This is a genomic window from Flindersiella endophytica, from assembly GCF_054779015.1.
The window spans coordinates 240,117-254,405 of the sequence record NZ_BAAGYY010000036.1; the positions used below are offsets into that span (position 1 = coordinate 240,117).

Sequence of the window (14,289 nt, forward strand, 5' to 3'; positions counted from 1 at the left end):
CCTCCCAAGGTGAAATCCCGGCTTGCCGTCCGGTAAGTATGGCACTGAGACGAAGAAATTGCAGTATATTCACCCTATGCCCGCAAGTTTTACATCCATACCTTCGCTCGGCCACTCTCGCGTCCTCGAACCGCCTGGTGCGCTGCCGCAGGCGGCGCACCGGCTGGACGCCAGTCCGGAGGTCAGGGCCGACGAGGTGCGGGTGAGCGTCGAGCGGCTCAACCTGGACGCCGCGTCGTTCCGGCAGCTGCGCGAGCAGTACGGACACGACGGTGCCGCGGTCCGGGACGCCGTGCTCCGGATCGTCTCCGAGCGGGGCAAGATGCACAATCCGGTCACCGGATCCGGCGGCATGCTGATCGGCACCGTCGACGAGGTCGGCCCGGAGTCACCACTAGGACTACAGAAGGGCGACCGGATCGCGACCCTGGTGTCGCTCACATTGACCCCGCTCGCGATCACCGACGGGCTGACCCGCTGGGCCGGCGACAGCGAGCAGGTGCCCTGCGACGGCCACGCGATCCTGTTCGGCCGCTCGGTCGTGGCGAAACTGCCCGACGACCTGCCGGCCGAGCTCGCACTGGCAGTGTTCGACGTCTGCGGCGCCCCGGCGCTGACCGCGAAGGTCGTACGCGAGCAGCGCAGCGCGGCCGCATCGTCGGCAAAATCGTCTGCAATTCCGTCGCCAGGATCGCAGGCAGGATCGTCGCCGGGATCGTCGCCAGGATTGCCGCCAGGATCGCAGGCAGGATCGTCGCCGGGATCGCAGGCAGGATTGCCGCCAGGATCGCAGGCAGGATCGTCGCCGGGATCGCAGGCAGGATTGCCGCCAGGATCGCAGGCAGGATTGCCGCCGGGATCGTCGCCAGGATTGCCGCCAGGATCGCAGGCAGGATTGCCGCCGGGATCGTCGCCAGGATTGCCGCCAGGATCGCAGGCAGGATCGTCGCCGGGATCGTCGCCAGGATTGCCGCCAGGATCGCAGGCAGGATCGTCGCCAGAATCGCAGGCGGGATTGTCGCCGGAAACGTATGCAAAATCGTCTGCGAGATCGTCGACGAAGCTGACGGTGTGCGTGCTCGGCGGCGCCGGCAAGTCCGGCTCGCTCGCGCTGGCCGCCGCTCGCCGCAGCGGCGCGACCAGGCTGATCGGGCTGGTGCCGACGAGTGCGGAAGCCGCCGCGCTGGAGGCTTCCGCACTCGCCGACGCGGTCGTCGTCGCCGACGCCCGCGACCCAATCGCGGTCGCCGAGGCGGTCCAGGGCGCCGGGGGACCGGCCGACCTGACCGTCGTCTGCGTCGACGTCGCCGGCTGCGAAGGCGGCGCGATCCTCGCCACCGCTGCTCGCGGCACCGTGGTGTTCTTCTCGATGGCGACGTCGTTCTCGGCTGCCGCGCTGGGCGCGGAGGGCCTGGGCGCCGACGTCACGATGCTGATCGGCAACGGATACCTGCCGGGCCACGCGGAATATGCTCTCGATCTGCTCCGAACCGAGCCAGGGGTTCGGAAACTGTTCGAGGCGAGGGTGCACTAGTGACTTCTTCTGGAGCTCTGACCAGGCTTCCGGCGTTCGTCGACGCGCACGTCCACCTGTCCCAGACCGGGTTCCGGCTGTCCGGGCTCGGGCTGGAGCCGGCAGCCAGCAAGGCCGATCTGCTGGCCGCGCTCGAGACGTACGCCCGCGGATCCGACGACGCCGTGATCCTCGGCTTCGGCTGGGACGAGACCGCGTGGCCGGATCAGACGCTGCCGACGTCCGCCGAACTCGACCGGGCCGCGCCCGGCCGGGTCGTCCTGCTCAGCCGGGTCGACGGGCACTCGTCGCTGGTCTCCGGCGCGCTGCTGGCCAGGGCTCCGCGGATCGCGTCTGCCGAGGGCTGGAACGGCACCGGCCGGACCGAGCGCGACGCCAACCACCACGCCCGCGAGGCGGGTCGTGCGCTGCTCACCCGGGCGCAACGCAAGGCCGCGATCGCCCGCGCGCTGGACGCCGCGGCAGCAGCCGGCATCGGCTGCGTGCACGAGATGGCGGCACCGCACATCAACGACCCCGAGGACATCCTGCTGATCCGCGAGCTCGCCGAGGAACGGCCAGGCGTGACGGTCGTGCCGTACTGGGGCGAGCACGTCTCCGACGGCGGCGTGGCCAGGGCGCTCGAGCTCGGCTGTGCGGGCGCGGCCGGAGACCTCAACGTGGACGGGGCGTTCGGCTCGCGGACCGCGGGCCTGCTCGAGCCGTACGCCGACCGAGACGGCCATCACGGGCACGTCTACCTGCCCGCCGAAGCCGTCGCGGAGCACGTGATCGCGTGCACCAAGACCGGCCTGCAGGCAGGTTTCCACTGCATCGGCGACGCCGGTACGGCAGCCGCGGCCGAGGGCTTCCGGCTCGCGGAGAAGGCGATCGGCGCCGAGGCGCTGCGCGCGGCCCGGCACCGGCTGGAGCACGCCGAGTCGGTCGACAGCGAGGACTTCGCGATCCTCGCCGAGTGCGGCGTGGCGCTCAGCGTGCAGCCGGCGTTCGACGCGTTCTGGGGCGGCGAGTCCGGCATGTACGCGCAGCGGCTGGGTGCCGAGCGCGCGCTGGCGACCAACCCGTTCGCGGCGTTCGCGCGTGCCGGACTCGTGCTGGCGTTCGGCTCCGACTCACCCGTCACTCCGATGGACCCGTGGGGTGCGATCCGGGGTGCGACCGGGCATCACAATCCCGGGTCCCGGCTGACCTACGACCAGGCGCTCGCGGCCCACACCCGCGGCGGTCGCTGGGCCGGCAAGCTCGACGAGACAGACGACGGTACGGGCGACTACGCCGAATGGGACCTCAGCGGCGAGCAGGCCGTCTGCATGCGCACGGTGGTCGGCGGCCGGACGGTTTACGCGAGGGAGTGAGAGACAGGTGAACAAACTCGGGCTCGACCCGGCCGTGGTCCGCAAGGCGCGCTCGCTGGCAAGGCGCGCCGGACGGCCGATCGTCAAGCTGGCAAGGGCGCACACAACCGTGTCGGTCGAGCGGGCCGTGCTGCGGCTGGCCGGCCTGACCGGTGCGGATGCCGACGGCACTCCGTGGGTCAACCGGCTGGCCGATGCCGTACGCCACGACGTCGGGCTGGAGCCGGGCGTCGCGCTGCCGGTGTGGCACGCGTTGCTGCGAGGCGAGGCGGAAGACCTCGAAACCCTTGCGCAGAAGGCGGCCTCGGGTTCGGTGCGGTTCTCCGTGCCGTCCGGCCGCGACTCGACGCGGGCCAGGACGGCCTCCCGCCGCGCGGCCGCGGCCGGACTGAAGCGGATCGACGCCCGGCGCCGCGAACGTTCGCGGCTGGTGAAGAAGCTCGGCGATCCTCCCCAGCGCCCGTGGATCTACCTCATCGTCGCGACCGGCGACATCGACGAGGACATCCCGCAGGCCCAGGCGGCCGCCCGCGAAGGCGCCGACGTGATCGCGGTGATCCGTTCGACCGGACAGTCGCTGCTCGACTACGTGCCCGAGGGCGCGACCCACGAGGGCTTCGCCGGCACGTACGCGACGCAGGAGAACTTCCGCCTGATGCGCTCGGCGCTGGACGACGTGTCTGCCGAACTGGGCCGCTACGTCCGGTTGACGAACTACGCCTCGGGCCTGTGCATGCCCGAGATCGCCACGCTGGCTGGGCTCGAGCGGCTCGACATGATGCTCAACGACTCGATGTACGGCATCCTCTTCCGCGACATCAACCCCGTCCGTACGTTCGTCGACCAGCGCTTCTCGCGGCAGATCCACGCCCGGGCGGGGATCATCATCAACACCGGCGAGGACAACTACCTCACGACCGCCGACGCGGTCGAAGCCGCGCACACGGTGACGGTGTCGCAGTTGCTCAACGAGTACTTCGCCCGCGAGGCAGGCCTGGAGGACTGGCAACTCGGTCTGGGCCACGCGTTCGAGATCGACCCGGAACGGCCGGAGTCGTTCCGGATGGAGCTGGCGCACGCCCTGCTGGCCCGCGAGCTGTTCCCGAAGGCGCCGCTGAAGTGGATGCCGCCGACGCGCCACATGACCGGCGACGTCTTCCGCGGCTACCTCCTGGACGGCTTCTTCAACCTGGCCGGCGTTCTCACCGGCCAGCAGATCCTGCTGGTCGGCATGATGACCGAGGCCGTCGTCACGCCCTGGCTGTCGGACCGCGACCTGGCACTGCAGAACGTCCGCTACGTGATGAATGCCTGCGGCAACCTCCACGAGGACTTCCAGCCACGGCCGGACGGCTTCATCGCCCAGCGCGCCAGGCAAGTCCTGTCGGAGTCCATCGACCTCCTCGACCGCATCGCCGACGACTCCCTTCTCACCGCGATCGCCGAGGGAACCTTCGGCCTCATGCACCGCCCACCCGACGCCGGCAAGGGCCTGGACGGCGTTGCCAAGCAGGCGAAGGACTACTACAACCCGGCGACCGAGCTGCTGGAGGAGGACGCATGAGCGGCATCCCGGGCCTGAGCCCAGAGCCGGCGATCGTCCGGCCGTACGGCGACACGACCGGTGACGGGATGGTGCAGATCTCGTTCACGTTGCCGGTTCCGCACGACCGGAAGGCCGAGGGTGCCGCGCTGCAGCTCGCGAACAAGATGGGCATGGATCCCGCGCTCGTCGTGCACGCGAAGGCGATGGGACCGCGGTTCACCTTCTTCGTCGTCTACGGCAAGGTGTCGCATCTCGTCGAGCTCGACAAGGTGGTCGTGACCGAACGCGAATACCCCCTGCTCACTCCCAAGGAGGTCAACCTCGCCATCCGCAAGGGCCTGCGCCGCCGCCTGGTCGTCGTCGGCGCCTGCATCGGCACCGACGCGCACACGGTCGGCATCGACGCGATCCTGAACGTCAAGGGGTTCGCGGGGGAGAAGGGCCTGGAGTACTACCGCGAGCTCAAGGTCGTGAACCTCGGCGCGCAGGTCGACATCCCCGAGCTCGTCGACCGTGCCAAGCACGAGCGCGCCGACGCCGTCCTCGTCTCCCAGGTCGTCACGCAGAAGGACGCCCACGTCCTCAACACCAAGCTGATGTCCGCGGCGTTCGACGATTCGACCCGGGCACAGGGGCCGCGGCCGCTGCTCGTCGTCGGCGGGCCGAGGTTCAGTGAGGACATGGCGCCGAACCTCGGCGTCGACCGGGTCTTCGGTCGCGGCACCACACCCGGTGAGGTGGCCAGCTACCTCGTCCACGCACTCGTCACCGAAAGGCAGGCGGCATGACCGGCAACGACAACAGGCTCGGCCTCACCGTCACCCATCGTCGTTACGTGTCGTACGCCGACGCACACTATGGCGGCAACCTGGCCGCGGGCGCGTACGTGCTCGGCCTGTTCGGCGACGTCGCCACCGAGGTGTGCATACGTACCGATGGCGACGAGGGGTTGCTGGCGTCGTACTCCGACATCCAGTTCCAGGCTCCGGTCCGGGCGGGCGATGTCGTCGAGGTGACGGCCACCGTCACGCGTGTCGGCAACCGGAGCCGCGACCTCGAACTGACGGCCGCGGTAGTCTGCCGAGCCGAGCCGGAGAAGGCGGAATCGGCGGCTGCTGTGTTACCCGAACCGATCCTCGCCACTACGGCTCGCGCAACCGTTGTCATACCAAAGTGACCCGCCCTCGACGACACGCCGACGGACGCGAAAAAACTTCGCATCTGGTACGTGTCGGAACAGCCTTGCTGACCTGCGGTTTCCTGCATCGGCGCAGGTCAGGGCGGAGTTGACAGTGAGGGGTGCGGATCGGCAAGGTCATATCTTGTCCACCGCAGTCGCATACAACGCACGGGGTTCCGCGCCGAGTGGTCGCGTGAGGCGCCGAGGCTGGTAACCGACAGTCTCTTCTACGATCACGGGGCTTAGCTCAGGACATTCCCCGAAGGCGGTGGGGTGGCCACGGAACGGTCCGCTGCCCAGTAGACAACGGCGCGAGGCACGCATCCGGCGCGTCGCGGGTCGGTCCGAAGGGTGCGCGGGCCGTTCCGTTTCACTGTTCCCGCTCGGCTTCGAGCCGATCAGTCCGCAGCGGGGTTCCGGGGATCGCCCTCAGGCAGGCACAGCGACCACGCCGGCGATTCGGTGTCCAGCCACCAACCGTGGCACCCTTTCTCTTACTTCCCCGTTGTACGGTTCTGACAGTCTTTTCACGCCCAGGAGCGCAGGCTTCGAACCCCATGATCGATCAGGAAGGGCGGTGGCGGTGAGCGTCGAGGAGGACACCGCCGTTCGGTTGGAGAAGGACGACGGGCCACAGCGTGGCACCGCGGGCCCGGTGCCCGACCCTGGCCGGATCCACGACCTGACCTGGCGGCTGCGCTACCGCCTGCCGCTCGCGCTGGTCGCCGGGCTCGCGCTCGCGCTGGCGTTCCCGCCGATCGGCAGGGGCTGGCTGTTGCCGTTCGCCGTCGCCGCACTGACCTGGTTGTGCTCTGGCACCGGCATTCGCCTGCGAGGCGCGGCCCTGGTCGGCATGGTGTTCGGTCTCGCGTTCTTCGCGCTGCTGGAGCAGTGGATGCGGGTGCCCGGTATCGATGCCTGGCTCGCGGTCGTGGTGATCCAGTCGTTCTTCACAGCCGCCCTCGGCGCCGGCATCGCCCTGCTCACCAGGCTGCGGGGCTGGCCGGTCTGGGTGGCCGCGCTGTGGGTGCTGTTCGAGTACGCCCGTGCCCACATCCCGTTCGGCGGCTTTCCGTGGGGCCGGCTGGCCTACGGGCTGGTCGACACGCCGCTGGCGGCCACCTCGGCGCTGGGCGGTGCCGCGTTCGTGACGTTCGTCGCCGCGCTGGCCGCCAACCTCGCGCTGTGGGCTTTGCTGGCCTCGCCGGCCAGGATCTGGCAGCGCGCGGTCGCGTTCGTCGCCGCCGTCGGTATCGCGCTCGGCGGTCTGCTGGTGCCGCTGCCCACTGACGCACCCAAGTCCTCGACCGTGGCGGTCGTGCAGGGCAACATCCCGGGCAAGGGCCTGGAGTTCCTCGGCCGGGCCCGGACCGTCACCAACAACCACCTCGCCGCCACGATCCAGCTGATGCGCGGCGTCGACTCCGGCACATATCCCAAGCCCGACTTCGTGGTGTGGCCGGAGAACTCCACCGACATCGACCCGTTCGAGGACCCGATCACCTTCGACGTGGTCGACCAGGCGGCCAAGATCGCAGGCGTCCCGATCCTGGTCGGCGCGATCCTCGACGGGCCGGGGCCCGACCACCGGCGCACCACCGGCATGGTCTGGGACCCGGAGAAGGGGCCCGGGGAGGTCTACGTCAAGCAGCACCCCGTCCCGTTCGGCGAGTACATCCCGATGCGTGACCTGCTGCTGCCCTACATCGACCGCCTGCAGCTGGTCGGCCGGCAGACCTACGCAGGCGACAAGCCGGGCAACATGCAGATCGCCGGCGTGCACATCGGTGAGGTGATCTGCTTCGAGATCGCCTACGACGAGATCGTCCGCCAGGTCGACACTTCCCAGGTGCTCGTGGTGCAGTCCAACAACGCGACGTTCCAGCAGACCGGGATGCCCGAGCAGCAGTTCGCGATCACCCGGTTGCGGGCGATCGAGTACGGCCGGTCCGCTCTGGTCGCGACGCCGAGTGGGATCTCGGGCGTGATCGCTCCGGACGGCTCGATCGTCGCGCAGTCGAAGGAACGTACTCGCGAGATCTTCGTCGAAAAGGTGCCGCTGCGAACGACACGCACGCTCGCCGCGATCTTGGGCCCGGTTCCCGAGATCGGGTTGGCTAGTGTCGGGTTCCTGGCGCTCGTCGTCGCTGTCGTGGCGCGACGCATGGCCCGCAGGCGGACCCGGGAGGCAACATCGTGAGCGACGTCTTCAGCGACCTCGGCCGGGTCCTGGTCGTCATCCCGACCTACAACGAGGCCGACAACGTCGAGCCGATCGTGCAGCGGACCCGGGCCGCCGTTCCCGACGTCGACGTGCTGATCGCCGACGACAACTCGCCCGACGGCACCGGCGAGCTCGCCGACAAGCTGGCAGCGGCCGACGACCAGGTCCACGTGCTGCACCGCCCCGGCAAGCAGGGCCTCGGCATGGCCTACCGCGCCGGCTTCGCCTGGGCGATCGAGCACGGCTTCGACGTGATCTGCGAGATGGACGCCGACGGCTCGCACCAGCCGGAGCAACTGCCCGACCTGCTGCGTGCCCTGCGCGAGGCCGACCTCGTGATCGGCACCCGCTGGATCCCCGGCGGCCGGGTCGAGAACTGGTCGCCGCTGCGCAAGGTGTGGTCGCGCTGCAGCAACTTCTACGCCCGGCTCATCCTCGGCATTCCGCTACACGACGCGACCGGCGGCTTCCGTGCGTTCCGGCGCACCACGCTCGAGGGCGTCGCACTCGACGACGTCGAGTCGCAGGGCTACTGCTTCCAGATCGACCTGGCCTGGCGGGCCATCCGGGCCGGCTACTTCGTCGACGAGGTCCCGATCGTTTTCCGTGAACGCGAACGTGGTGCCTCGAAGATGGATCTCAAAGTGATGTTCGAATCGTTCAGGAGAGTGACAGGCTGGGGCCTCCACCATCGGTTCCGGCAACTTCGAAGACTGGTGAGCGCCGGAAGCAGGTGACCCGAAATGGCGGTACTCCTCGTACTGCTGTTCATCCTCGTCCCGATCGTCGAGATCTACCTCATCATCCAGGTCGGCCAGGTGATCGGCCCGTGGTGGACGATCGCGGTGCTGGTCGGTCTCAGCGTGTTCGGCTCCTACCTCATCAAGCGCGAGGGGCGGCGAGCCTGGCAGGCGCTGCAGGCCGCGGTGTCCGGCGGCCGCCTGCCCGACCGTGAACTGCTCGACGGCGCCCTGGTGCTGGTCGGCGGCACGTTGCTGCTGACGCCGGGCTTCATGACCGACGTGTTCGGGCTGTTCCTCGTGCTGCCGTTCACGCGGCCGCTGGCTCGCGGGGTGGCCCGCCGGATGATCCGCCGCCGCGTGGAGGCCGCCGTAGCCCGCGGCGCGACGGGCTACGGCTTCCCGCCCGGCGCAGGCGGCACGCCGAACGGCAACGACCGTTCCGGTGCCACCGGCCAGGTGATCCAGGGCGAAGTCCTCGACGACGACAAGCGCCCCTGAACGTTCGAGCTTCCAGCAAGCTGCTTCGAGCGGTCCGGCGAGCCGTTCAGGAGGGGACGCTAGCCGGCCACGGGCTCGGCGGGCTCCGGGTCGCGCGCCGTGGCGGTGGCCGCCTGGCGCTTGGCCCGGTTGGCGGCCGCGCGCTGCTTGGCGCGCTTGCGTTCGGGGTCGGTGTGGATCAGCCACCACTCGGCGATCAGCAGGTTGACGACCCAGCTCAGCCAGACCGAGGCCTCGGCGGCCTCCATCGTCAACGCGGTCTCGTCGCCGCCGAAGGTCGTGTCGAGCTGTGGCAGCAGGACGAAGTAGAGCGCGATGCCCCACAAGCGGTTGACCACGATCGAGGTGGTCAGGGCGAAGCTGCGGATCATCCACCTGCGGTGCTCGGGATACCGCCGCTGCCGCGCCATCCGGTAGCCCGTGACGCCCGTCACGAGCCACAGCACACCGAGCATCGTGTTGCCGATCTGGGAGACGAAGCCGGAGCTGCTGAACGGAGCCACGCCCAGCACGGCGATGCCTGCCGGGAAGATGCCGAGGAAGAAGTACGACCGGCCGATCCACCGGTGCGCCACCGGGAACCGGCCACGGAACCATGGCCAGACCTGCATGCAGCCGGCCAGGAGCGCGACCGTGCCGCAGAAGATGTGCGTCACCAGCAGCGCGTAGAACGCCGGGTGGTGGTCGACCGGCAGCCGCGACCGACTCGGGTCCAAGGTCAGGTAGGGCGGCAGCGTGTAGGCGAGGAAGGCCACCGAGACCAGTAGCAGCGGCACGACCCAGGGCCGCCGCCAGAACCGTCGCCTCGTCCGCCGGTCACCAGGCTGGGCCGGCCGTTCGGCAGATGTCAGAACTCCCGTCTCTGTCATGGCCGGAACGGTACAGTTGTCTTAGACATATGTCTAGCACGATTGTCTAAGACGGCTAGGATCAGCATCATGGGAAATCGCGAGGACCTGCTCGAGGGTGCGAAGCGCTGCCTGCAGGAGAAGGGCTACGCGCGTACGACCGCGCGCGACATCGCCTCGGCCGCGGGCACGAGCCTCGCGGCGATCGGGTACCACTTCAAGACCACCGAGGCCCTGCTGAACGCCGCGCTCGTGGAGGCCATCGGCGACTGGGGCGCGGAGATCGAGCGCGCGCTGAAGGTCGAGCTGGCGCCGGATGCGACGCCGATCCAACGGTTCGAGGCGGTGTGGCCGCGAGTCCTGGACACGTTCGAGGACAACCGGAGGCTCTGGGTGACGCAGTTCGAGTTCCTGCTGCGGGCCCAGGAAGTGCCGGAAGTACGCCAGCACCTGACTGTGGCGCTGGAGAAGGCCAGGTACGGCCTCGGGATCGTCTTCGGCGGCATTGACGTCGAGGCGGAACCACGCAGGGCCTGGCAGGTCGGCGCGTTCTACGACGCCGTGCTCAACGGCCTGTTGGTGCAGTGGCTGATCGACCCCGCGACCTCGCCGAGCGCCGGCGACCTGACCGACGCGTTGTACGAGATCGCGACGGGGGAGCGCCGGCCTGCTCCGGCCGAAGGCTGACGGCCGGCGACTGACTCGTTGGAAGCACGCGAAGAAAGCCGGAAACGCAGAAAACCGAGCCACGTCGCCGGGGGGTAACGACGTGGCTCGGCGGAAAAAAGCCAGTTTGGTCCGGTTTTGTCTAGCTCAGCCTGAATCAGGCCGACCTACGCTGCTTTCCACCGGTGTCGCGATGCAGGTGCTCCGGCCCGATCTGGCCGGAACGAAGCATCTCCAGCCGCTCGGACAGCAGATCTTCCAGCTCGTCGATACTCCGGCGCTCGAGCAACATGTCCCAGTGAGTGCGGGGCGGCTTCACGCGCTTGGGCTCCGGCCGGTCGCCGTCTTGCAGGACCGCCTCCGAACCACAGCGCGGGCACTCCCACACCTGCGGAATGTCGGCGTCAGCGGCGAACGGGAGCTCGACGCTGTGGCCTTCCGGACAGTAGTAACCGACCAGCTGACGTGGCGCGGGCGCCACCTCACGGTCGTCTTCGTAGCTCGCCGCACCGAGCCTCGAACCGCGCAGTGTACGTTCCGACATGACGCTCCATTCCCCCTCGGTCGCCCCTAGGGTCGTTGTCTTCAGATGGCACAACGCTTCGCCACCGCCAGAGATTCCCCGCTTGTGCCATCGTGACACCTGAAGGCATCCGGATAGCTGTCCGGATGCGGTCAGGACAGTTCGACGATCAGATTCAGTCCCGCCCGAGATAGCTCAAGTTTAAATCACTGCCGGCTGTTCGTTCCCCGCATCGGAAATAGCCCGCCTGGCGTCCACCCGCAGCAACAGGACGAATCCGACCACGAAGAACACCACCAGCGTGAGGATCGCCGGGCGGTAGGAGTCGGTGATCTGGTGGACGACTCCGAATGCGAGCGTTCCGAGCCAGCTCGTTCCTCGTTCACAAGCCTGATAAAGACTGAAATATTCGGCTTCTCGCCCTTTCGGCACGAATTGGCTGTAAAGCGAACGAGAAAGGGCCTGAGTGCCGCCGAGCACGATTCCCACCGCCACCCCGAACACCAGCACCGGTACGAGCTGCTTGGCTGGCAGGAAGAACGCTCCGCAGACGATCACGATCCAGACGAGCAGCGCGCCGAGGATGGTCCGCTTGCTGCCGTAGCGCTGGGCGATCCGCCCGAACAGCAGCGCGCCGCCGAAGGCGACGAACTGCACGATCAGGATGATCATGATCAGCACGTTCGAGCCGAAGCCGAGCTGCCCGGAGGCGTACAGCGAGGAGGCGTAGATCACCGTCTGCACGCCGTCGTTGAAGAAGAGGTACGCGATCAGGAACAGCAGCGTCATCGGGAACGCACGCGACTGCTTCAGCGTGACGAACAGCTGCCCGAAGCTGCGGTGCAGCGCACCGCCTCGCTCCGGCACGACCCCGATCGGTGGCCGGCTGCGCAGCCGGAGGTACGGGATCAGTGTGAAGCCGCCCCACCACAGCCCGGCCATCAGGATGCTGATCCGGACGGCGGCGCCCGTCGACAGCCCGAACGACTCGTGGCCCTGCACCAGGACCAGGTTGATGACGAGCAGCAGCCCGCCACCGAGGTAGCCGAGCGCCCAGCCGCGGGACGAGACCCGATCTCGTTCGTCCGGGGTGGCGATGTCGCAGAGGATCGCGTCGTAGACGACGACCGACGAGGCCAGGCAGAGGTTGGCGACGAACAGCAGGACCACGCCGAGCTGCCAGTTGGGGCCGGCGACGAAAACCATGGCGCTCGCGGCCGTGGCGCCGGCCCAGGCGAGGCCGCCGAGCAGTTGTTTCTTGTGATGCGTGCGGTCGGTCATCGCGCCGACGATCGGCAGCAGGATGGCCGAGATCAGCGTCGTGAGCGTGATGACGTACAGCGAGAGCGACCCGGGTGCGACCGGGATGCCCAGGACGGACAGGTCGGTGGTGCACTTGCGGTCGTCGGAGCTGACGAACCCGCAGGCCGCCTGCTCGGCGACGGAGGTGAGGTACGGGCTGAACAGCACCGTGAGCGTGGTGGTGACGTAGGCGGAGTTCGCCCAGTCGTAGAAGTACCACGCTCGTTGCTCGCGGCGGCGCGAGGCAGCGTCTGGGTACGCGGCACCGGCCGCGTCTTCGGTCGCCGAGGTCATGGAGGAATCATGTCGTCCAGGTGCCGCGCTGGACGAGGACATCCCGCAAAGTGTCGGGCCGATCCGTGATGATTCCGTCGACGCCGAGGTCGAGCAGGGCGTTCATCCGCAGCGCGTCGTCGATCGTCCAGACGTGCACCTGCAGGCCGAGGTCGTGGGCGCGCTTGACGAAGCGCCGGGTGACCACGCGGACGCCGCGCCAGCCGATCGGCACCTGCACACAGGCCGCGCGGGTGCTGGGCAGCAGCCGGCCACGGCTCTTCAGCCGCCAGATCTCCGATGGGCCGAGCCCCGTGGCGAGGTCCGGGCCGAGCAGCGCGCGGATCCGGCTGATCCGCTCCTGCGAGAACGAGCAGACGCAGACCCGGTCCTGCGCGTTGGCCGCTTTGATCACCTTCACCAGAGGCTCGACCGCGCCGTCGGACTTCGCGTCGATGTTGACGCGTATGTCGGGCCAGGTGGAGAGGATCTCGCTGAGCAGCGGGATCGGCTCACGGCCGCCGATCCGGGCCTTGGAAACCTCTTCGTACGACAGAGCCGGGATCTGGCCCTGCCGGTCGGTCACGCGGCCGAGGGTCTGGTCGTGGAACGCGACCACCATGCCGTCAGCCGTCGCGTGCACGTCGGTCTCGAGGTAGCGGAAGCCGAGCTCGACGGCGTTGGCGAACGCCGCCATGGAGTTCTCGATACCGACGTTCTTTGCATACGCGGCACCCCCGCGATGGGCGAACGGGATCGGCCCTGGATGGTCGAGGAACGCAAACCTGCGCAAGTCCACTCGCAAAGTATGGCCCAATCCGACGCGGCCGAAATTCGGGTCAACCAAGGGTTGACCCACTCGTTGGGTCAACCTATGGTTGACCTCATGACACCCGCACCCAACCTCCAGGAACTCATCGAGACGATCCGGCGGGACGCCGGCTCCGACGACCCGCTCGACCAGCTCGCGATCGCCTCCAGCACGGTCACCGAGCTGAACGAGACCTCCGACGCCGCGCTCGGCTACTTCGTCGACCGGGCCCGTTCGTCCGGAAAGTCCTGGGTCGAGATCAGCCGGGTCCTCGGCGTCTCCAAGCAGGCCGTGCACAAGCGCTTCGGAAGCCAGTTCGGCCGAACCAACTTCGAACGCTTCACCGATCGCGCCCGGGCCGTCCTCGACGCGGCGTCCGACGCAGCGATCGAGTTGTCGCACCCCTACGTCGGGACCGAGCACCTCCTGCTCGCGCAGTTCAAGCAGCCCGACGGCGTCTCGGCGACTGTCCTGGCCAAGGCCGGCGTCGCGGCCCAGGATGTCCTCGAAGCCATCCTCGCACGCACGCCAATGGGGCAGGAGGAAGTCCTGGGCCCGCCTCCATGGACGCCTCGCGCGGCCCAGGTGCTGCAGAGCGCACTGAGCGAAGCGCTCGGGCTCGGCCACAACTACATCGGCACCGAGCACATGCTGCTCGGCCTGTTCACGAACTCCGAAGGCATGGCCGCGAAGATCCTCGGCGAGCTTGGCCTGGACGCCGAGACCGCGCGCACCAAGGTGATCGAGGAACTCAGCAGCTACCAGGCGAGGAAGAAGGCGTAGCCG

The 14,289-nt window shown here is 68.7% G+C and carries 14 protein-coding genes; 10 read left to right on the top strand and 4 right to left on the bottom strand.

From position 1 onward, the window contains the following. The first annotated feature begins 76 nt into the window (after positions 1–76). The 8 genes from kdd (at position 77) to ACYVF6_RS39650 (ending at position 9,080) form a co-directional block, all read left to right on the top strand. The gene (gene kdd, locus ACYVF6_RS39615; protein WP_460529740.1) at positions 77–1,534 is read left to right on the top strand and encodes an L-erythro-3,5-diaminohexanoate dehydrogenase; all 1,458 of its coding nucleotides are present in this window, start codon (positions 77–79) and stop codon (positions 1,532–1,534) included. Further along, positions 1,534–2,889 carry an amidohydrolase gene (locus ACYVF6_RS39620; protein ID WP_460529743.1) on the top strand — a complete coding sequence of 452 codons (1,356 nt, stop codon included), beginning with the start codon at positions 1,534–1,536 and terminating at the stop codon, positions 2,887–2,889. The genes kdd and ACYVF6_RS39620 overlap by 1 nt, the downstream gene beginning before the upstream one ends. 7 nt (positions 2,890–2,896) lie before the next feature. Further along, positions 2,897–4,453, top strand: coding sequence for a lysine 5,6-aminomutase subunit alpha (gene kamD / locus ACYVF6_RS39625; RefSeq protein WP_460529746.1), 1,557 nt, complete (start codon positions 2,897–2,899; stop codon positions 4,451–4,453). Further along, positions 4,450–5,223, top strand: coding sequence for a lysine 5,6-aminomutase subunit beta (gene kamE, locus ACYVF6_RS39630; RefSeq protein WP_460529749.1), 774 nt, complete (start codon positions 4,450–4,452; stop codon positions 5,221–5,223). The genes kamD and kamE overlap by 4 nt, the downstream gene beginning before the upstream one ends. Further along, entirely contained in the window at positions 5,220–5,612 is a 393-nt protein-coding gene (kal, locus tag ACYVF6_RS39635) for a 3-aminobutyryl-CoA ammonia lyase (RefSeq protein WP_460529752.1), read from the top strand. Before kamE ends, kal begins: the two co-directional genes overlap by 4 nt. Before the next feature lie 586 nt (positions 5,613–6,198). Next, a complete protein-coding gene (lnt, locus tag ACYVF6_RS39640; protein ID WP_460529755.1) occupies positions 6,199–7,815 on the top strand; it encodes an apolipoprotein N-acyltransferase in 1,617 nt (538 codons plus the stop codon). After that, positions 7,812–8,576 carry a polyprenol monophosphomannose synthase gene (locus tag ACYVF6_RS39645; protein WP_460529758.1) on the top strand — a complete coding sequence of 255 codons (765 nt, stop codon included), beginning with the start codon at positions 7,812–7,814 and terminating at the stop codon, positions 8,574–8,576. Before lnt ends, ACYVF6_RS39645 begins: the two co-directional genes overlap by 4 nt. 6 nt (positions 8,577–8,582) lie before the next feature. Further along, entirely contained in the window at positions 8,583–9,080 is a 498-nt protein-coding gene (locus ACYVF6_RS39650) for an FxsA family protein (RefSeq protein WP_460529761.1), read from the top strand. 59 nt (positions 9,081–9,139) lie between these two features. Here ACYVF6_RS39650 and ACYVF6_RS39655 read toward each other — a convergent pair whose 3' ends face one another. Next, complete coding sequence (locus ACYVF6_RS39655) at positions 9,140–9,949, bottom strand: DUF2306 domain-containing protein (RefSeq protein ID WP_460529764.1); 810 nt, start codon at positions 9,947–9,949, stop codon at positions 9,140–9,142. 69 nt (positions 9,950–10,018) lie between these two features. On the opposite strand from ACYVF6_RS39655, the gene ACYVF6_RS39660 reads away from it, so the two are divergent. Beyond that, positions 10,019–10,615 (top strand): TetR/AcrR family transcriptional regulator, encoded by a 597-nt coding sequence (locus tag ACYVF6_RS39660; RefSeq protein WP_460529767.1) that lies wholly within the window; start codon positions 10,019–10,021, stop codon positions 10,613–10,615. Between the two features lie 136 nt (positions 10,616–10,751). On the opposite strand, the gene ACYVF6_RS39665 is transcribed toward ACYVF6_RS39660, so the two are convergent. From ACYVF6_RS39665 to ACYVF6_RS39675, 3 genes are all read right to left on the bottom strand, one after another. After that, a complete protein-coding gene (locus ACYVF6_RS39665) occupies positions 10,752–11,138 on the bottom strand; it encodes an RNA polymerase-binding protein RbpA (RefSeq protein WP_460529770.1) in 387 nt (128 codons plus the stop codon). A 180-nt stretch (positions 11,139–11,318) separates the two neighbouring features. Then, entirely contained in the window at positions 11,319–12,713 is a 1,395-nt protein-coding gene (locus tag ACYVF6_RS39670) for an MFS transporter (protein WP_460529773.1), read from the bottom strand. 7 nt (positions 12,714–12,720) lie between these two features. Continuing rightward, positions 12,721–13,491, bottom strand: a complete 771-nt coding sequence (locus ACYVF6_RS39675; protein ID WP_460529776.1) for a glycerophosphodiester phosphodiesterase — start codon at positions 13,489–13,491, stop codon at positions 12,721–12,723. Between the two features lie 87 nt (positions 13,492–13,578). Between ACYVF6_RS39675 and ACYVF6_RS39680 the strand changes: the two genes are divergently transcribed. After that, positions 13,579–14,286 (top strand): Clp protease N-terminal domain-containing protein, encoded by a 708-nt coding sequence (locus ACYVF6_RS39680; protein ID WP_460529779.1) that lies wholly within the window; start codon positions 13,579–13,581, stop codon positions 14,284–14,286. Positions 14,287–14,289: the final 3 nt, after the last annotated feature.